Source organism: Sphingomonas sp. Leaf23 (assembly GCF_001421585.1).
GTDB lineage: Bacteria > Pseudomonadota > Alphaproteobacteria > Sphingomonadales > Sphingomonadaceae > Sphingomonas.
Window position 1 is genome coordinate 529,948 of record NZ_LMKR01000003.1, and the last position, 18,033, is coordinate 547,980.

Below are 18,033 nucleotides of genomic sequence, written 5' to 3' on the forward strand. Positions count from 1 at the left end.
AGGGATTGGCGGTTGGGTCGCGCGGCGTCAACGGCTTGCCGTGGGGGCGTGGTTGCCGATAGAGGCAAGGGACGGACATTCGGGGAAAATATCATGCGCTTGGGCGGGCGGTCGGTCGTGGTGGCGACGATGCTGACGATAATGGCGGCAGGAGCTGCCGAGGCGCAGCGCCGCAAGACGCCCTATTATGCATCGATCGCGGCAGGCGAGGCGCGGATGCGCAGCGGGCCGGGCAAGAATTATCCGACGCAATGGGTCTATCGCCGCGCCGACATGCCGATCAAGGTGCTCGACATCTATCAGGACTGGCGCCGGGTCGAGGACCCCGACGGCACGCGCGGGTGGTTGCAGGTCGGGCTACTGAGCGACCGGCGCACCGGGTTCGTCGGGCGCGAGGTGATCGAGCTGCGCGCATCGCCGCAGGCGGGCGCGGCGGTGGTGTGGCGTGCCGCGCCGGGCGTCGTCGGGCGGCTGTCGCGGTGCAATGGCGCGTGGTGCTTCTTCGATGTGAAGGGGCGTGGCGGCTATGTCGAGCAGGCGCGGCTGTGGGGCGTCGATCCGGGCGAGACGATGTAGGGTCGCCTCGAGTATCCCCGCGCAGGCGGGGATTCAGGGTCGAGTCAACCGAGGCTTGCGCCTGTGGCCCTGGACACCCGCCTGCGCGGGGGTACGGCATCGGTGGGCTGGACCGGTTCGCAACTTGCCGAACTCAACCATTGTCCTCTGCCCCGCCCCAAGCGATAACAACGGTTACTACCGGCGCGAAGTGGCCGGATGAGGATACGGGGCACTATGGTAAAATGGTTGATGGGTGCGGCGTTGCTGGCGATGGGAACGGCCGGGATGGCGAGTGAACCGGTAAAGCCCGGCGATCTCACGCTGGAGCGGGTGTTCGCCAGCCCCGACCTGAACGGCAGCCAGCCGCAGAGCCTGAAGCTGTCGCCCGATGGCAAGTACGTCACGCTGCTGCGCAACCGCGCCGACGAACGCGAGCGGTTCGACCTGTGGGCGATGGACACGACCACCCGCGAATGGCGGATGTTGGTCGATTCGAAGAAGGTCGGCACCGGTGCCGCGCTGTCCGAAGCGGAAAAGATGCAGCGCGAGCGCGACCGTTCGCTGACCGGCAAGCGCGGTATCCTCGCCTATGACTGGGCGCCCGATGGCAAGTCGATCCTCGTCCCGCTGGACGGCGACCTGTATCTCGCGTCGATCGACGGCGAGGTCCGTCGCCTGACCAACAGCACCAGCGGCGAGCTGAACCCGGTGGTCAGCCCCAAGGGGAATTTCGTCAGCTTCGTGCGCGACCAGAACCTCGTCGCGCTCGACCTGAAGAGCGGCAAGGAAATCGCGCTCACCACCGAGGGCAAGGACAACGTCCATTTCGGCGAGGCGGAGTTCGTCGCGCAGGAAGAGATGAGCCGCCGCACCGGCTATTGGTGGTCGCCGAACGACCGGCTGGTCGCGGTCGAGCGCTTCGATGAATCGCCGGTCGGCATCGTCACCCGTTCGGCGATCGGCGCCGAGGGGACGAGCATCTACCAGCAGCGTTATCCCAAGGCCGGCACGCCCAACGTTCTCGTCGAGCTGTATGTGATGAAGCCGGACGGGTCGGGCAAGGTGAAGGTCGACCTTGGCCCCGATCCCGACATTTATCTGGCACGGGTCGACTGGACGCCGGATGGCAAGGCGCTGCTGGTCCAGCGGCAGGACCGAGCGCAGACGAAGCTCGACATGCTGAAGGTCGATCCGGCGACCGGTCGGTCGAGCGTGCTGTTCACCGAGGAGTCCGGCCCCAGGAGCTGGGTCAATTTGTCCGACGCCTATCATCTGATGAAGGACGGTAGCCTTGTCTGGTGGTCGGAGCGTGACGGGTACGGCCATCTGTACCGCTGGCAGGCGGGCAAGTGGACGCAGCTGACGAGCGGCAAGTGGATGGTCGCCGACCTGGCGGGGGTCGATGAGGCGAAGGGCCGCGTCTATTTCCTGGCGAACAAGGACGATGCGCTGGAGCGGCAGCTATACCGCGTCGACCTGAACAAGCCGGGCAGCGTCACACGGATGACCGAGGCCGGCTGGTCGTACGGCGCGTCGATGGATGGGAAGGCGTCGCGGCTGATCGTCACCCGCTCCAACCCCGACCAGCCGGCGCAGACCTATCTGGCGGATACGTCGGCGAAGCGGATCGCGTGGATCAACGAGAATGCGCTGACCGGCGACCAGCCCTATGCGCCCTATGTTGCCAGCCATCGCCCGACCCAGTTCGGTGAGATCAAGGCCGCCGACGGGTCGGTGCTGCACTGGAACATGATTACCCCGAAGCTGGAGCCGGGGAAGCGCTATCCGGTGTTCTTCTCGCACTATGGCGGCCCCGGCAGCCAGGTCGTGCGCCGGGCCTGGGGCGGGGCACTCAGGCAGTATCTGGTCGATCAGGGATGGATCTGGTTCGAGATCGACAATCGCGGGTCGCCCGAACGCGGCAAGGCGTTCGAGAACCAGATCTATCGCGCGATGGGCACGGTCGAGGTCGAGGATCAGATCGCCGGCGCGAACTATCTGAAGACGCTGCCGTTCGTCGCGCCGGACAAGATCGCGACCTATGGCTGGTCCTATGGCGGCTATATGACGCTGAAGATGCTGGAGAAGGCGCCGGGCGTGTTCGCCGCCGGCGTGGCTGGTGCGCCGGTGTCGCGCTGGGAACTGTACGACACCCATTATACCGAGCGGTATATGGGCGATCCGCGCACCGTGCCCGAAGCCTATGCTGCATCGGCGGCGGTGGCGGATGCGGCGAAGATCCGCGACCCGCTGCTGCTGATCCACGGCATGGCCGACGATAACGTCGTGCTGGAACATTCGACCGCGATGATGGCGGCGATGCAGAAGTCGGCGACGCCGTTCGAGCTGATGCTCTATCCCGGCCAGACCCACCGCGTCGGCGGACCCGGTGTCAGCGAGCATCTGTGGAAGACGATCCTGACCTTCCTCGACCGGCAGGTGAAGGACAAGCAGTAAGCTATTGCACCGACCATCGGCCCGTTGCCCGGTCGTACCGGGCGGCGGTGCCGATCTCGACCGCCTGCGGCGACCATCGTGTCGCCCCCGATCCGTCGAGATAGAAGGGCGGGCTGGTCGCCAACACGGTGCCGTCAGCGGCCGAGGACAGTCGTGCGACGGCATAGTCGGCCGAAGGGTGGCCGGTCAGTTGTTGCCAGCGATCCGGGCGGTAGAGTTCGACCCGCTCCTTGCGGTCGGGCGAGGTTTCCACCTCGATCAGTGCGCCCGGCGTCGCCCAGTGCAGTCCGGCCGTCGTTCCGATCGCGGTGCCCGCGACGAACGCGATGGCGACGATCGGCGCGGCCCACGACCGCCGGCTCATCGCGGTACCATGACGGTGCGGGGTCGGGCTAGGCGCCGCATCAATGTCGCTCAGATTCAACGACTTGGGTGGTGCAATCATCCCGTTCCTCCGATCCAGTCGGAATGATGCGCACCGTGCCGCCCGGAGGGCAAGCGCCGGGCCGCAGTCCGCCGCGTTCCCCGAACTGCTGGACTTTTCTTCCAAGGCGACTATGCGTTCGCGCAAGTTAAGAACGCGGAGTAAGCAAGTGGGTTATCGGGTAGTCGTCGCGGGCGCGACCGGCAATGTCGGGCGCGAAATGCTGAACATCCTTGCGGAGCGCGAGTTTCCGATCGACGATCTGGCGGTGCTGGCATCGTCGCGCTCGGCCGGCGACATGGCCGACTTCGGTGAGACCGGCAAGCAGTACAAGATCCAGAATATCGAGCATTTCGATCCCACCGGCTGGGACATGGCGCTGTTCGCGATCGGCAGCGAGGCGACGAAGGTCTATGCGCCCAAGTTCGCCGCCGCCGGCTGCACCGTGATCGACAATTCGTCGCTGTACCGGATGGACCCCGACGTGCCGCTGATCGTGCCGGAGGTGAATCCGGAAGCGATCGACGGATATCGCGTCAAGAACATCATCGCGAACCCGAATTGCTCGACCGCGCAGATGGTCGTCGCGCTGAAGCCGATCCATGATGCGGCAAAGATCACCCGCGTCGTCGTCGCGACGTACCAGTCGGTGTCGGGCGCGGGCAAGGCGGGGATGGACGAGCTGTTCGAACAGAGCCGCAACATCTTCGTCGGCGACAGCGCCGAGCCCAAGAAATTCACGAAGCAGATCGCGTTCAACGTGATCCCGCACATCGACAGCTTCCTCGACGACGGGTCGACCAAGGAAGAGTGGAAGATGGTGGTCGAAACCAAGAAGATCCTCGATCCGAAGATCAAGGTGACCGCGACCTGTGTCCGCGTGCCGGTGTTCGTCGGCCATTCCGAAGCGATCAACATCGAGATGGAAAACGAACTGTCGGCGGAAGACGCGCAGAAGATCCTGCGCGAAGCCCCCGGCATCATGCTGGTCGACAAGCGCGAGGACGGCGGATACGCAACGCCGATCGAATGCGTCGGCGACTTCGCGACCTATGTCAGCCGCGTGCGCGAGGATTCGACCGTCGAGAACGGCCTGGCGCTGTGGTGCGTGTCAGACAATCTGCGGAAAGGTGCCGCGCTGAATGCGGTGCAGATCGCCGAACTGCTCGGCCGCCGGCATCTGAAGAAGGACTGATCGGCGATCGGCTTCGTCCTCCGGCACCGGTCCGGCGGACGAAGCGGACGCGGATGGGCGAGGGCTGCGTACGGTGACGTGCCGTGGCCACGGTTGGCAAAGCCCATTTGCTAAGGCCGCCTTAACCAACCGATGCGCAATATCCGCATATGGACACGCAGGGTATCCGGGATGGCGCGCTATATGTCGGCGCGTGGGAGGCGATCTGCCGATCGCAGGCGGTGGTCGACTTCGCGCTCGACGGCACCGTGCTATGGGCCAACGACCTGTTCCTCGAAACCATGGGATATTCGCTGGTGCAGGTGCGCGGTCACCATCACCGCATGTTCTGTCGCGCGGAGGACAGCGGTTCCGCGACCTATGCGCAATTCTGGTGCAAGCTCGGCAGCGGGGCGTTCGACAGCGGGATGTACCGCCGCGTCGACCGGCAGGGCCGCGACGTGTGGTTGCAGGCGACGTATAATCCGATCCTCGACACCGACGGCAGGCCATCGTCCATCGTCAAGATCGCGACCGACCTGACCCGCCAGGTGCTGCTGGAACGCGAGGTGCAGACGCGCTTCGACGAAGGGCAGCGGTTTCAGGCGCGGCTGGAGGGGCAGGCGGACGCGTTGCGATCGGTCATGGCACAGCTGGCGGGGATCGTGACGTCGATCGGCGACATCACCGCGCAGACCCGGCTCGTCGCGCTGAACGCCGCGATCGAGGCGGCGCGGGCGGGCGAGGCCGGGACCGGCTTTGCGGTCGTCGCGCGCGAGGTGAAGTCGCTGGCCGAGGATATCCGCCACGCCACCGAACGCGCAGCGGCGATGCTGCGCGCGAACGACCAGATCGCGGCCATCGCCGCCTGATCGGTCAATAGCCGGTGTAGCGCCCCGGACGATGCCACGCGATCAGGATGCCGCTGATCGCCGCGGCGCTCACCGCCGACCAGGCAACCTTGCCCGGCGAGACCACCGCGAACGATGCGGCGAGGATGGCGAGGTCGATCGCGATCTGCGTGCGGCCGGCATTCCAGCCGCGCGTGCGTTGCAGCCATAGGGTGACGACGCCGGTGCCGCCGACCCCCGCATCGTGCCGGGCCAGCGCCAGGATGCCCATGCCGATCACCGTGCCCCCGGCGATGGCGGCAAAGGCGGGATGCACCTCCACGATGCGAAAGCCGTAGCGCGCCATGGTGGAAAACAGCGCGATCCCGCCATTGACCGCGATGGTGCGCCACATGAAGCGTGATCCCATCGCCCGGCGGGCAAAGAGGAAGAAGGGGATGTTGATGAGCGTGAACAGCACGCCGGTCGGCAACGGGACCAGATAGGACACCAGCAGCGCGACCCCGGCAATCCCCCCGGTCACCAGCCCAGCGGCATGCAACATGGCAAGGCCGAGCGCGATCATCACGCAACCGACGACCAGCGCATAGACATCTTCGGATCGGCTGTGCGGCACGCCGCTATGGGGCAGGGCGGGGGTGATGGCGTCGGTCTCCGGTCTGGCCGGCACCCTCTCCCGCTTGTTCTTTTGTTGCTTTGGATACTAACTTGATTTCGCGCGCTGGTGAAGTGGCAAATGCGTGCGCCGCCGGCTCGACAGGCGGGAATGGTCCGCGCATAGCCCTGTTTTCCCAAGCCCCGAACCAAGGACCGCCGGCCCGTGACCCAGACGCCCGTCACCACCCATCGCTTCGCCAGCTTCGACGGGGTGGAGATTGCCTGGCATGAAATGGGCGAGGGGCGGCCGGTCGTGCTGATCCACGGCTATTTCAGCGATGCCGACACCAACTGGATCAAATATGGTCATGCGGCGAAGATTGCGGCGCTGGGCCGGCGGGTGATCCTGCCCGACCTGCGCGCGCATGGCGCGAGCGCCCGGCCGCATGCCGCGGCGGCCTATCCGCCCGATGCGCTGGCGCGGGACGGCATGGCGCTGCTCGCGCATCTGGGGCTAAGTGACTACGACCTCGGCGGTTATTCGCTGGGCGCGCGGACGGCGGTGCGGATGGTGACGATGGGGGCCAATCCGGGGCGGCTGGTGCTGAGCGGGATGGGCCTCGAAGGACTGCTCGACACCGGGCGGCGTGCGGCGCATTTCCGGCGCATCCTGACCAACCTCGGCAGTTTCGAGCGGGGATCGCCGGAGTGGATGGCCGAAGCGTTCCTGAAGACCACCGGTGGCGATCCGGTGGCGCTGCTCGGCATTCTCGACACGTTCGTCGATACGTCGCGCGAGGCACTGGCGGCGATCGCGCAGCCGGTGCTGGTGCTGGCGGGCGAGGATGACGACGACAATGGCAGCCATGCCGCACTGGCGGAACTGCTGCCCGATGCGCGGCTGGTCGAGACACCGGGCAATCATATGAGCGCGGTGGTGAAGAAGGAACTGGGCGACGCGATCGCCGGGTTCCTGAGCTAAAAATCCTCCCCGGCACGGGGAGGGGGACCAGCCGCAGGCTGGTGGAGGGGGGTATCGGCATCCGCTACGGTTGCGTTGCGAGGCCACCCCCCTCCACCACCGCTGCGCGGCGGTCCCCCCTCCCCGCGGAGCGGGGAGGATCGTTACCTCACCGGCTGCTCGTACTGTTCCAGCACCCATTCCTCTTCCTGTGCGCCGGCGATCCAGTCCTGCATCCACGGGTGCTGCAACAGGGTGATGATATAGCCCATCGCAAAGCGCGGGCAGGGTAGCGAATAGGTGACGATGCGCGTCGCCACGGGGGCGAACATGATGTCGACCGCGCCGAAGTCGCCGAACAGATAGTCGCCGCCATGCCCGAAGCGTGCGCGGGCCTGCGCCCATAGCTCGTAGATGCGCGACAGGTCGGCCGCGACGTCGGCGTCAGGCTGGGTCGGGTCATAGACCTGGCGGACGTTCATGCTGTGCTTGCGGCGTAAGGGCGCGAAGCCCGAATGCATCTCCGCTGCCATCGACCGCGCCATGGCGCGTGCCGCCGGATCGGCCGGCCAGAATTTGTCGCCGCCCGACTTCTCGTTCAGATATTCGACGATCGCCAGGCTGTCCCACACGACGATATCGTCGCCGTCCCACAGGATCGGGACCTTGCCCGACGACGGGGCAAACTCGTCGCCCTCGCGGCGCTTGTCCCAATCGGCGTCGTACAGCGGCACGACGACCTCCTCGAACGGCAGGCCCGACAGCTTGGCCGCCAGCCAGCCGCGCAGCGACCAGGAGGAATAGGCCTTGTTCCCGATGATGAGCTTCAGCATGGGCCGGGTCGTGCCATGCGCGGACGGCCGTGTCGAGCGGTTGGAACCGGCCATGGAACGATCCGTTGGCAAGTGCATGGCGGATAACGACAAAAGCGGCGATCCGCACAGCGTGGGCGAGGTGCTCGACCGGCTGCGGGACCTCGGCGAACAGGCGGGCGACGACAAGGCGAAGCTGGGCGACGCGCTGGAGGCGCTGGGCCAGCGGGCGTACGGCCCGTTCTTCATCATCTTCCCGCTGATCGACATATCCCCGGTCGGCGGAATTCCGGGCCTGCCGACGGCGATGGCGGTGGTGATGATCCTGTTGGCGGCGCAGCTGGTGCTGGGGCGCAAGCACCTGTGGTTGCCGGGGTTCCTTGCCAATCGCGGGCTGAAGGGGGCGAAGCTGGTCAAGGTCGCCGACAAGACCCGGCCGATCGCCCGGCGGATAGACCAGTGGTTTCACGGCCGCCTGCCCGCGCTGACCAAGGGGCCGATGGTGAAGGTCGCAGGGGTCGCGGTGATCCTGCTGTGCCTGACCGTGCCGCCGCTGGAGCTGCTGCCCTTCGCCAGCACCGCGCCGATGGCGGCGATCATGGCGTTCGGGATCGCGTTGCTGGTGCGCGACGGGATGTTGATGATTGTCGCTTGCGCGCTGTCGGTGGGCGCGGTGGCGTTGGGGGCGGGGTTGTTCGTGTCGAGGGGCGGATAGAAACGCCGGTGTATCCCCGCGCAGGCGGGGGCCCAGAGCCACGAACGTCGCGCGCTATTACCCTGGATCCCCGCCTGCGCGGGGATACACCGGCCGTGTTCAGCCGATAGACTCGATCACCGCCGCGCGGAGTTCGGCGATGCCCATGCCCTTTTCGCTCGACGTCGAGATCACGTCCGGATGCGCGGCCGGCCGCTTGCGGACTTCCGCACCGACCTCCGCGTACACCGCTTCTAGTTCGGTCGCCTTGATCTTGTCGGTCTTGGTCAGGACGATGCGGTAGCTGGTCGCGGCCTTGTCCAGCATCTCGAACACCTCGCGGTCGACATCCTTGATGCCGTGGCGCGAATCGATCAGCACGAGGGTGCGCTTCAGAACCTGCCGCCCGCGCAGATAGTCGTTCACCAGATAGCGCCACTTGCGGACCATGTCCTTGGGCGCCTTGGCAAAGCCATAGCCCGGCATGTCGACCAGCCGGAATTTCAGCGGTTCGCCGATGTCGAAGAAGTTCAGCTCCTGCGTACGCCCCGGCGTGACCGAGGTGCGGGCGAGCGACGTGCGACCGGTCAGCGCGTTGAGCAGCGACGACTTGCCGACGTTCGAACGACCGGCAAACGCGATTTCCGGTACGTCTGGTGACGGCAGGTAATCGAGCGACGGCGCCGACTTCAGGAACTGGATCGGTCCCGCGAAAATCTTGCGTGCCGCTTCGATCTGGTCGGGATCGAAGCGGTCGTCACCGGGCGGGGGGGGCGGCAGGTCGTTCATTTCGCGGCGGCCTGTCGCATGCCCGGATGCCGCGAATAGAGCAGCTGCTGCTGCGCGATCGTCAGCAGGTTCGACGTGATCCAGTACACCTGCAGCCCGACCGCGAATGGGGCCATGATGAACATCAGCACCCACGGCATGAGGCCGAATACCTGCTTCTGCATGTCGTCCATCGGCGCCGGGTTCAGCTTGAACTGGAAGTACATCGAGATGCCAAGCAGCACCGGCACGATGCCGATCGCCAGGAAGTGCGGCGGCGTGAAGTCGAGATAGCCGAACAGGTTCAGGATCGTCGCCGGATCGGGCGCGGACAGATCCTTGATCCAGCCGACGAACGGCTGGTGCCGCATTTCGATGGTCAGCAACAGCACCTTGTACAGCGCGTAGAAGATCGGAATCTGGATCAGCGTCGGCAAACAGCCGGCGACCGGGTTCACCTTTTCCGTCTTGTACAGCGCCATCATCTCCTGCTGGAGACGCGGCTTGTCGTCCTTGTAGCGTTCCTGCAGCACTTTCAGCTTGGGCTGGATCGCGCGCATGGCGGCCATCGAGGCGAACTGGCGCTGGGCGATCGGGAACATCAGGCCGCGGATGGTCAGCGTCAGCAGGATGATCGCGACGCCGAAGTTGCCGACCATGCGGAACAGCCAGTCGAGATAGACGAAGATCGGTTCCTCGACGACGCGGAACCAGCCCCAGTCGATCGAGCGCGAGAAATAGGGCACGCCCTGTTCCTCATACGCGTTCAGGACCTTGTTCTCCTTGGCACCGGCAAAGAAGCGCGCGCTCTGCGTCATCGCCTGGCCGGGGTTCAGCGTGGCGAGCGTCGGCGAACGGTAATCCGCCTGGTGCCGCTGGTCGCCGCCCTTCAGCGTCAGGCCGTGCTGCACGTTCTGATCGGGGATCAGCGCGGTCATCCAGTAATGGTCGGTGAAGCCGAGCCAGCCGCCCTTTGCGCCGAAGGTCGTCGGCGTGGCGTCGATATCCTTGTAATCGACGTCGAACTTCACGCCGTTACCGGCTTCGTAGATCGGGCCGACCTGGATGGTCATCGTGTCCTTGTCGACCGGCGCGCCGCGGCGGCTGAGCAGGCCATAGGTCGCGACCTGCACCGGCTGCGCCCCGGTGTTCACGATGCTCTGGCGCACGGTGAACATGTAGTTGGCGTCGACCGCGATCTGCATCAGGTAGCGCTGGCTGCCCGCCTGCGTCGTCAGCGTAACCGGGGTGGTCGGGGTCAGCTTGGTACCGCTGGCGGTCCACAGCGCATCGGCGGGCGGCGGGGTGATGCCCGTGCCGCTCCAGCCGAACTGCGCGAAATAGGCATCGGCCGTGCCCGACGGCGACAGCAGCCGGACGGGGGGCGAATCCTTCGCGATCGTTTCCTTGTGGCGCAGCAGCACCAGGTCGTCGATCCGCCCGCCACGCAGGTTGATCGAGCCGCGCACCGCCGGCGTTTCGATCGCCACGCGCGGGGTTTCGCGCAGCACCTGCGCCCGGTCGCGAATCGCATTGGCGGTGTCGGCGGCAGGATCGGTCGCGGGATTGGCGACGGGCTTGCTCTTGCCGTCCTCCAGCTTCGTCACGGGCGGGTTCGCGGCCGGGAAGAAATGGTTGGCGATATACGGCCAGCCGAACAGCACCAGCGCAGCCAGTACCGCGAACAGCAGGAAATTCTTCTGGTCGTTCTTCACGCGAAATCCTTGACTGCGCAGACTCAGGGCACCGGATCGTGGCCGTGCCCACCCAAGGGGTGACAGCGCGCGATCCGTTTGGCGGCCAGCCACGCCCCCTTGATCGCGCCATAGCGGGCAAGGGCGGTGATTGCATAGGCCGAACAGGAGGGTTGATAGCGACACGACGGCGGCAGGATCAGCGAGGGACCCAATTGCCACGCGCGGGCGACCAGCATCAGCGCACGGGCGGCGATACCCGGACGGCCAGTACCCGAACGGATAGGGCCGCCGATGTCGGTCACCGGCGAACCTTGCGCAACGCCTTGGAAAGGTCGGCTTTCAGGTCGTCGAACGGGCGTTCGATGCCACTTGCCCGGCCGATCAGCACGTGATCGGCACCGGCAACGCCCTGTTCGGGCAGCAGCTCTGCAGCAAGCGCGCGAAAACGCCGTTTCATCCGGTTGCGGACGACGGCGTTTCCGACCTTTTTCGATACGGTAATGCCGATTCGCATCGCATGGGGCGGCGTATCGGCCAGTTCGTCCGGCTTGCGGTTGCGCACCAGCAGGACGAAGCCGGGCATCGGTGCCCGGCGTCCGCCATTCGCCGCCAGATAATCCCGGCGGCGAAGCATTTTGGTTAGGCCGACAGCTTCTTGCGGCCGCGGGCACGACGCGCGCGGATCACATTGCGGCCGCCCGGCGTCGCCATGCGCGAGCGGAAGCCGTGACGACGGGCCCGTACCAGGTTGCTCGGCTGAAAAGTCCGCTTCATTACTCATTCCCCGGGTATTCAAAACTGCCAGAACGTAAAAAGCCGCCAGTGACGGCGGCCGCGTGGGTGGTCCCTTAGCCATGGCGCCCATCCAAGTCAACGCCGACCGTCACACCCCGGCGCGCATTCGCCGCCGTTTGGCACTGGCCCGGCGCAGTGCCCGGTCGGACAGCGCGCGCAGGCGGGGATGCCGCCGCAGCCGCCGGGCAAAGCGGTGGCGTGCCCAGCGCGAATTGCGCAGGATCAACGCAGTACCGGCGGCGAAGGTGAAGATGCCGACGGGACCCGGCAGCACCGCAACCAGCGGTGTCACCAGGACCAGCAACACACCGAGGGTCACCAGCGCAATTTGCATCGACGACGTCCATGCCAGCCGTGTGTTGCGCTGACAAGACGGTCGCGACGGATCGTTCCCTCCACGCGGAAAGCGGCTATGGACGACCCACAGGGGCAAGTGGGGGCAAAGGCGGCATGGTCGCGATCGTATCGACGGCGGCGTATCTGGGGCTGGAGGCGCGGCGGGTCGAGGTGCAGGTGCAACTGGCCAGCGGCCTGCCGGCGTTCGTCGTCGTCGGCCTTGCTGACAAGGCGGTGGGCGAGAGCCGCGAACGGGTACGCGCCGCGATCGCCGCCATCGGCCTGTCGCTGCCGCCCAAGCGGATCACCGTCAATCTGTCGCCCGCCGATCTGCCCAAGGAAGGGTCGCATTACGACCTGCCGATCGCGCTGGGCCTGCTGGCGGCGATGGGGGTGGTCGATGCCGAGGCGCTGTCGGACTATCTGATCGTCGGTGAACTTAGCCTCGACGGGCGGATCGCCGGGTCGCCGGGCGTGCTGCTGGCGGCGATGCTGGCCAGTGGCGAGGGGCGCGCGCTGATCTGTCCGGGGAGCCAGGGGGCGGAGGCCGCCTGGGCCGGAACGCAGGTCGTCGCCGCGCCCGATCTGTTGTCACTGCTCAACCACCTGAAGGGCGAACAACTCCTGTCGATTCCGCAGCCCGGCGGCGCGGAGGAGGGATGGAGCGGCACCGATCTGCGCCAGGTGAAGGGGCAGGAAACCGCCAAGCGTGCGTTGGAGATCGCGGCGGCGGGGAATCACAATCTGCTGATGGTCGGGCCGCCGGGGGCGGGCAAGTCGCTGCTCGCGTCCTGCCTGCCGGGCATCCTGCCGCCGCTCGACCCGGCCGAGGCGCTGGAGGTGTCGATGGTGCAGTCGGTCGCCGGCACGCTGACCGGCGGGCGGATGACGCGCGTGCGGCCGTTCCGTTCACCGCATCATTCGGCGTCGATGGCGGCGCTGACCGGCGGTGGCCTGAAGGTAAAGCCGGGCGAGATCAGCATGGCGCATCTGGGCGTGCTGTTCCTTGATGAACTGCCCGAGTTTCAGCGCGCGGTGCTCGATTCGCTGCGGCAACCGCTGGAAACGGGCGAGGTCAGCGTTGCGCGGGCCAATGCGCATGTGACCTTTCCGGCGCGGGTGCAGCTGATCGCGGCGATGAACCCGTGCCGCTGCGGGCATCTGGGCGATCCGGCGCTGGCCTGCGCCCGCGCGCCGCGCTGTGCCGCCGATTATCAGGCGAAGGTGTCGGGGCCGCTGCTCGACCGGATCGACCTGTCGATCGAAATGGCAGCGGTCAGCGCCGCCGATCTGGTACTGCCGCCGCCCGCCGAAGGGTCGGCGGAGGTCGCCGCGCGGGTCGCGGCGGCGCGTCAGGTGCAGCGGGAACGCTATGCCGCCGATGGTATCCGGACCAATGCCGAGGCGGACGGCGCGGTGCTGGAACGCGCCGCCGCGCTCGATGAACCGGCCCGCGCGCTGCTGGCACAGGCGGCGGAAGCGATGCGGCTGTCGGCGCGGGCCTTTCACCGGGTGCTGCGGGTCAGCCGGACCATCGCCGATCTGGGCGGTACCGAGACGATCGGACGGGCGCAGGTGGCGGAGGCGCTCAGCTATCGCCGGCGGGCACCAGTCAATTGACCGGTTGCCTTGCCCGCCCTGGCTTGCGAAACATTGCGCAACAGTAACGAGGGGAATGTGCCGACATGGAATGGATGATCCTGCCGCTGCGACGGTATTTCGAGGTGCGCGGCCGTTCGCGTCGCCAGGAATATTGGATGTTCGTACTGTTCAGCTTCCTGGTCGGTGCCGCGACGACGATCTTCGACAATGTGCTGGGGTTCGGTTGGGAGGGAAGCGGTCCGCTGAATGCCCTGACCAGCCTGGCGCTGCTGGTGCCCAGTTTTACCGTCGCGTTCCGCCGGCTCCACGACACCGACCGCTCGGCATGGTGGATGCTGCTCATCCTCCTGCCGATCATAGGCTGGATATGGCTGTTCGTGCTGTATGTTTCGGAGGGGACGCGCGGGCCGAACCGGTTCGGGCCCGATCCCAAGGACCCCTATGGCAGCGCCGATATCGACCGCGTGTTTTCGTGACGGTTGCGGGGGCGCGTCGCTTCGGCTAACGCGCCCTGCGTGCCCCTGTGGTGAAATTGGTAGACGCGTCCGACTCAAAATCGGATTCCGCAAGGAGTGCTGGTTCGAGCCCGGCCAGGGGCACCAATTTCCGATCGCTCCCGACAAGTTAACCGGGTCTTAATGATCGATCTGATAGCGTGACGCGCATGAGCGATTCGCCCGACGATCCGTTCCCCTCGCGTCCGCGCCGGGACAGCGTGTTCCTGACCGCGCGTGTCGAATCGAGTGATGGCGTGGCCGAATGCCGGGTGCGCAACCTGTCCGAAGCAGGCGTCTGTATCGACAATTTGGTCGACCTGTCCCCCGGCGCGCGAGTGCTGGTGACGATGGGCACGCTCCACCACCTTGAGGGATGGGTCCGCTGGGCGCATGACGGCCGGGCGGGACTGGTGTTCGAACACGGACATATCGACGTCGCGGCGGCGCGGCGTCCACGCGGCACGGTCGCGGCGGTGCCGCAGCATGTGACGGGATGGCTGTCGCAGATGCACAATCCCTATCGGCGGGGCGACGGCTGACCAGGTTGGCGGTTCAATCGCCGCTGCGACAATATTGGTCGATAAACTGCTGATGCGTCGGCAGGCGGGCGACGGTCGCGGCGATGTTGGTGCGCAGCCCGTCGAGCGCGGCACTCAGTTCCCCCGGCGGCATCGCGCGCGCCAGCGGATGCCAGGCGGCGGGCGTCAGGCGCTGGCCCATCATCACCTGCGTCCATGATCCGGTGCGGAACAGGTCGTCGGCGGATTGATAGGTGTGCGCGCCTTCCGCAAACAGCGCGATGCGCTCGGCGAGGCTGTCGGGCGGGGCGATCTCGCGCCGTTCGCGCCAGAACGGCTCGGGCCGCTGGTTCAGGTGATAGTGGAGCAGCACGAAGTCGCGCACCGCCTCGATCTCCCGCCGCGACTGGTCGTTGAACCGGGTGCGCGCCGCGGCGCCGGGATGGCCGAAGGGGAGCAGCTGCACCAGCCGGGTCAGCGCGATCATCACCAGATGCAGGCTGGTCGATTCGAGCGGTTCGACGAACCCGCTCGACAAACTTAGCGCGATGCAGTTGCGCTCCCACATCGCCAGCCGTCGTCCGGTGCGAAAGCGGATGAGGCGCGGTTCGGTGAGCGGCTGTCCCTCGACCGACGCCATCAGCCGGTCGCGCGCGGCATCGTCGCCCAGATGGCGCGAGCTGTAGACGAGGCCGTTGCCGATGCGGTGCTGCAACGGGATCTGCCAGCGCCAGCCCGCGTCGTGCGCGATGGCGCGGGTATAGGGCAGCGCCGGGCCGGTGGCGCGGGTCTGCACCGCCAGCGCGCGGTCGGTCGGCAGCCAATGGCCCCAATCCTCGAACCCCACGCCCAGCGCCTGTTCGATCAGCAGCGCGTGGAAGCCGGTGCAGTCGAGGAACAGGTCGCCCGCCACCCGCTGCCCATCGTCCAGCACCAGCGCAGCGATGTCGCCGCTGTCGCCGTCGCGCTCGACCTGCGCGATCTTTCCCTCGATCCGTGTCAGGCCCTGCGCCTCGCTGCGCCCACGCAGATAGGCGGCGTAGCGGCCGGCGTCGAAATGATAGGCATAGTTGAGCGGCGTGTCGGGGCCACCGAGGAAGCGACCGGCCTCGGCCGCTTCATGTTCGAGGCAATAGGCACCGATATCGGCGGCCGTACCCTGTCGCTGTGCCTCCAGCCAGAAATGCTGGAAATCGCCCATCCAGGTCGATCGGCCCACTTCGCCGAAGGAGTGAAGATAGCGGTCGCCGGCGCGCGCCCAATGTTCGAAGGCGATGCCCAGTTTGAAGCTGGCCCCGGTCGCCGCCATGAAGTCGCGCTCGTCGAGGCCAAGCAGCGCGTGAAAGCTGCGGATGGTCGGGATCGTCGCCTCGCCCACGCCGACCGTGCCGATCGCTTCCGATTCGACCAATGTCACCTCGACCAGTCCCGCCAGCTGCCGCGTCAGCAACGCCGCCGCCAGCCAGCCGGCGGTGCCACCGCCGGCGATCACGATCCGCATCATCGGTTCAATCTCTGCAACAGTTTCGCGCGCAGCCGCCGGGCGGCGGCGGGGTCGAGGGGGGCGAGGTCGCCCTGCACCTCAGGCGGCAGATGGGCGCGCGCATCGCCGCCACCGCGCCAGATATAATGGTCGAACATCGCCGCCCACGCCGCGCGCTCCGCCGCCGGCCGTTCGCGCAGCGACAGCATCGCGTGGAGCAGGGTCGTCATCGGGCTGTCGGCAAAGGCGGGGGCGTCGTTCCACCAATAGTTTATCATGACGTTGAAGCGGTCCAGCGCCTCGACATTATGCCACCACAGCGCCGGGTAGAAGAGGACGTCGCCCTGTGTCAGGTCGGCAACCTGCGCCTGTCCCAGCGCGTCGGCGAAGCGGGGATAGCGATCGAGATCGGGCGCGCGCAGGTCGACCATGCTGACCACCTGTCCGCCGGGCGTCGGCTCCAGCGGGCCGGGATAGAGGTTCGCGACCTGATCGGGCGGGAACAGCGTGAAGCGGCGCTGCCCGACGAGGCAGACCGCAAGGTTGTTCGACAGGTCGTAATGCGTCGCGGCGATGGTGCGGTTGCCGATCCAGATGCTGGCCAGCGGCGCGGCTCGACCGGGGGTTGGCGGCGGCAGCGACAGGTCGTTGTCGCGGCGCAGGCCCGGCAGGTACGTGTCGAGATCGGTCGATCCGATGTAGAATGCCGGCGCATCCGGATCATCGAGATGCGCGGCGATCCGGTCGAGATAGGCCGACAATCCGACCCGCGCCGCATCGAAATTCAGTCCCGTCCAGTCGTCGCGGTAGAAGAAGCGCCCGCCGATCGCCGGCTCGCCGGTATAGCCGACGATCGGGCGCCCGCCGTCGAATTGCTTGAGATAGGCGATGGCCCGCTGCGCACCCTCCCGGCCCGCGGCGACCAACGGCCAATGGGCGGCGAACCCGCGCAGCACGACCGGTTCGTTCGCGGCGAGCAGCGACGGCAGGTCGATCGCATCCGCGCCATCGATGCTGCGAACCGGACGCGGCATGTCAGCCGCCGTGCCGCTGTTGCCGCCGGTCGATCAACCGGGGGATGTTGTCGAGCGACGCGCTGGCCATGAACGCCGCGCGCAGGGCTCCGCTGACATGCAGCGCCGCCAGCTGATCGGCGGTCAACGCGTCGAGGGCATCGTCGGCGACGACGAGGATGTCGGTGATGGCACAGTTCTGCCCATCACCCAGGTCGAGTTCGATATTGGTCGGGCGCAGCAGGTCGGCGGCCTGCCACGCGGCGAACAGGGGGGCATTGATCTGCTGCCCCTCGTGGATCACGTCCAGCACCCCCTCGACATGCGCCAGATAGGGCGCGGTGCCGCCGTGTGGCAGGTAGAGCGGATTGCCATCATCGCCGCGTGAGACACGCGCGTCGGTCAGGTCGATGGTGACACCGCCGCTGTCCCGATCGCGGCCGAAGGGGCCGCGCTGGCGGACGGCGGGGACATAGCTTGCCTGCCAATCGCCGCCGTCGCCGAGAAACAGATTGTCGTCGGCATCAAGGCCGAGCAGCGCGACGGCATAGAGGCTGCCCCGGTCGTCGCGGCGGAACAGGATCGGATAGTCGCGCTGTGCCGCTTCGAATTCATTGGGGAACAGCAGCACCTGGTTGACCGCATCGCCATGGTCGGCGCCGTGCGCAACCCGCACGGTCAGGTCGTGATGATCGACGTTATTGAGGGACACGGGGGGCATCGACACGCGGACCTTTCCTTGGGCTGGCGTGAGGGTAGGGCAATCGCGCGCGATGAAAAGGGGCGCCCTTGCGCG

Annotated in this window: 21 protein-coding genes and 1 tRNA gene; 10 read left to right on the top strand and 12 right to left on the bottom strand. The window is 66.9% G+C overall.

What is annotated here, in order from left to right; all coding sequences use genetic code 11:
• The first annotated feature begins 93 nt into the window (after positions 1 to 93).
• Both ASE67_RS10790 and ASE67_RS10795 read left to right on the top strand, forming a co-directional pair.
• Positions 94 to 576: an SH3 domain-containing protein gene (locus tag ASE67_RS10790; protein ID WP_055760633.1), complete on the top strand. Its 483-nt coding sequence runs from the start codon at positions 94 to 96 to the stop codon at positions 574 to 576.
• Positions 577 to 792: 216 nt separating this feature from the next.
• Entirely contained in the window at positions 793 to 3,015 is a 2,223-nt protein-coding gene (locus ASE67_RS10795) for a S9 family peptidase (RefSeq protein WP_055760636.1), read from the top strand.
• A gap of 1 nt (position 3,016) precedes the next feature.
• On the opposite strand, the gene ASE67_RS10800 is transcribed toward ASE67_RS10795, so the two are convergent.
• Positions 3,017 to 3,379 (bottom strand): hypothetical protein, encoded by a 363-nt coding sequence (locus ASE67_RS10800; protein WP_055760639.1) that lies wholly within the window; start codon positions 3,377 to 3,379, stop codon positions 3,017 to 3,019.
• A gap of 229 nt (positions 3,380 to 3,608) precedes the next feature.
• On the opposite strand from ASE67_RS10800, the gene ASE67_RS10805 reads away from it, so the two are divergent.
• Entirely contained in the window at positions 3,609 to 4,634 is a 1,026-nt protein-coding gene (locus ASE67_RS10805) for an aspartate-semialdehyde dehydrogenase (RefSeq protein ID WP_055760643.1), read from the top strand.
• A 149-nt stretch (positions 4,635 to 4,783) separates the two neighbouring features.
• Positions 4,784 to 5,485, top strand: coding sequence for a methyl-accepting chemotaxis protein (locus ASE67_RS18785; RefSeq protein WP_055760646.1), 702 nt, complete (start codon positions 4,784 to 4,786; stop codon positions 5,483 to 5,485).
• 4 nt (positions 5,486 to 5,489) lie between these two features.
• Here ASE67_RS18785 and ASE67_RS10815 read toward each other — a convergent pair whose 3' ends face one another.
• Positions 5,490 to 6,134 carry a YitT family protein gene (locus ASE67_RS10815; RefSeq protein WP_082457065.1) on the bottom strand — a complete coding sequence of 215 codons (645 nt, stop codon included), beginning with the start codon at positions 6,132 to 6,134 and terminating at the stop codon, positions 5,490 to 5,492.
• 150 nt (positions 6,135 to 6,284) lie between these two features.
• On the opposite strand from ASE67_RS10815, the gene ASE67_RS10820 reads away from it, so the two are divergent.
• Positions 6,285 to 7,043 (top strand): alpha/beta fold hydrolase, encoded by a 759-nt coding sequence (locus tag ASE67_RS10820; protein ID WP_055760649.1) that lies wholly within the window; start codon positions 6,285 to 6,287, stop codon positions 7,041 to 7,043.
• Positions 7,044 to 7,186: 143 nt separating this feature from the next.
• Here the strand turns inward: ASE67_RS10820 and ASE67_RS10825 are convergent, their stop codons facing one another.
• A complete protein-coding gene (locus ASE67_RS10825; RefSeq protein ID WP_200922221.1) occupies positions 7,187 to 7,855 on the bottom strand; it encodes a glutathione S-transferase family protein in 669 nt (222 codons plus the stop codon).
• 52 nt (positions 7,856 to 7,907) lie between these two features.
• On the opposite strand from ASE67_RS10825, the gene ASE67_RS10830 reads away from it, so the two are divergent.
• The gene (locus tag ASE67_RS10830) at positions 7,908 to 8,549 is read left to right on the top strand and encodes an exopolysaccharide biosynthesis protein (RefSeq protein ID WP_235511874.1); all 642 of its coding nucleotides are present in this window, start codon (positions 7,908 to 7,910) and stop codon (positions 8,547 to 8,549) included.
• Between the two features lie 99 nt (positions 8,550 to 8,648).
• Here the strand turns inward: ASE67_RS10830 and yihA are convergent, their stop codons facing one another.
• The 6 genes from yihA to ASE67_RS10860 form a co-directional block, all read right to left on the bottom strand.
• Entirely contained in the window at positions 8,649 to 9,317 is a 669-nt protein-coding gene (yihA, locus tag ASE67_RS10835; protein WP_055760655.1) for a ribosome biogenesis GTP-binding protein YihA/YsxC, read from the bottom strand.
• Entirely contained in the window at positions 9,314 to 11,011 is a 1,698-nt protein-coding gene (gene yidC / locus ASE67_RS10840) for a membrane protein insertase YidC (RefSeq protein WP_055760658.1), read from the bottom strand. Before yidC ends, yihA begins: the two co-directional genes overlap by 4 nt.
• 23 nt (positions 11,012 to 11,034) lie before the next feature.
• Positions 11,035 to 11,247 (bottom strand): membrane protein insertion efficiency factor YidD, encoded by a 213-nt coding sequence (yidD, locus tag ASE67_RS10845; RefSeq protein ID WP_055761616.1) that lies wholly within the window; start codon positions 11,245 to 11,247, stop codon positions 11,035 to 11,037.
• 44 nt (positions 11,248 to 11,291) lie between these two features.
• The gene (rnpA, locus tag ASE67_RS10850; protein WP_055760661.1) at positions 11,292 to 11,627 is read right to left on the bottom strand and encodes a ribonuclease P protein component; all 336 of its coding nucleotides are present in this window, start codon (positions 11,625 to 11,627) and stop codon (positions 11,292 to 11,294) included.
• Positions 11,628 to 11,632: 5 nt separating this feature from the next.
• Positions 11,633 to 11,767, bottom strand: a complete 135-nt coding sequence (rpmH, locus tag ASE67_RS10855) for a 50S ribosomal protein L34 (protein ID WP_055760664.1) — start codon at positions 11,765 to 11,767, stop codon at positions 11,633 to 11,635.
• Positions 11,768 to 11,876: 109 nt separating this feature from the next.
• Positions 11,877 to 12,122 (bottom strand): hypothetical protein, encoded by a 246-nt coding sequence (locus ASE67_RS10860; protein WP_055760667.1) that lies wholly within the window; start codon positions 12,120 to 12,122, stop codon positions 11,877 to 11,879.
• A gap of 116 nt (positions 12,123 to 12,238) precedes the next feature.
• Between ASE67_RS10860 and ASE67_RS10865 the strand changes: the two genes are divergently transcribed.
• The 4 genes from ASE67_RS10865 to ASE67_RS10880 all read left to right on the top strand — a co-directional run bounded on the left by ASE67_RS10865 (position 12,239) and on the right by ASE67_RS10880 (position 14,762).
• The gene (locus ASE67_RS10865; protein ID WP_055760671.1) at positions 12,239 to 13,744 is read left to right on the top strand and encodes a YifB family Mg chelatase-like AAA ATPase; all 1,506 of its coding nucleotides are present in this window, start codon (positions 12,239 to 12,241) and stop codon (positions 13,742 to 13,744) included.
• A gap of 65 nt (positions 13,745 to 13,809) precedes the next feature.
• Positions 13,810 to 14,202, top strand: a complete 393-nt coding sequence (locus tag ASE67_RS10870) for a DUF805 domain-containing protein (RefSeq protein ID WP_055760674.1) — start codon at positions 13,810 to 13,812, stop codon at positions 14,200 to 14,202.
• Between the two features lie 41 nt (positions 14,203 to 14,243).
• Positions 14,244 to 14,328 (top strand) — tRNA-Leu (locus ASE67_RS10875).
• 62 nt (positions 14,329 to 14,390) lie between these two features.
• On the top strand, positions 14,391 to 14,762 hold the full coding sequence (locus ASE67_RS10880) for a PilZ domain-containing protein (protein ID WP_055760676.1): 372 nt from the start codon (positions 14,391 to 14,393) through the stop codon (positions 14,760 to 14,762).
• A gap of 13 nt (positions 14,763 to 14,775) precedes the next feature.
• On the opposite strand, the gene ASE67_RS10885 is transcribed toward ASE67_RS10880, so the two are convergent.
• From ASE67_RS10885 to ASE67_RS10895, 3 genes are read right to left on the bottom strand one after another with little or no spacing between them, the layout of a single operon-like run.
• Positions 14,776 to 16,245 (bottom strand): tryptophan halogenase family protein, encoded by a 1,470-nt coding sequence (locus tag ASE67_RS10885; protein ID WP_055760679.1) that lies wholly within the window; start codon positions 16,243 to 16,245, stop codon positions 14,776 to 14,778.
• Positions 16,242 to 17,258, bottom strand: coding sequence for a cupin-like domain-containing protein (locus ASE67_RS10890; RefSeq protein ID WP_055760683.1), 1,017 nt, complete (start codon positions 17,256 to 17,258; stop codon positions 16,242 to 16,244). Before ASE67_RS10890 ends, ASE67_RS10885 begins: the two co-directional genes overlap by 4 nt.
• A gap of 1 nt (position 17,259) precedes the next feature.
• Positions 17,260 to 17,958 carry a SapC family protein gene (locus ASE67_RS10895; RefSeq protein ID WP_055760686.1) on the bottom strand — a complete coding sequence of 233 codons (699 nt, stop codon included), beginning with the start codon at positions 17,956 to 17,958 and terminating at the stop codon, positions 17,260 to 17,262.
• Positions 17,959 to 18,033: the final 75 nt, after the last annotated feature.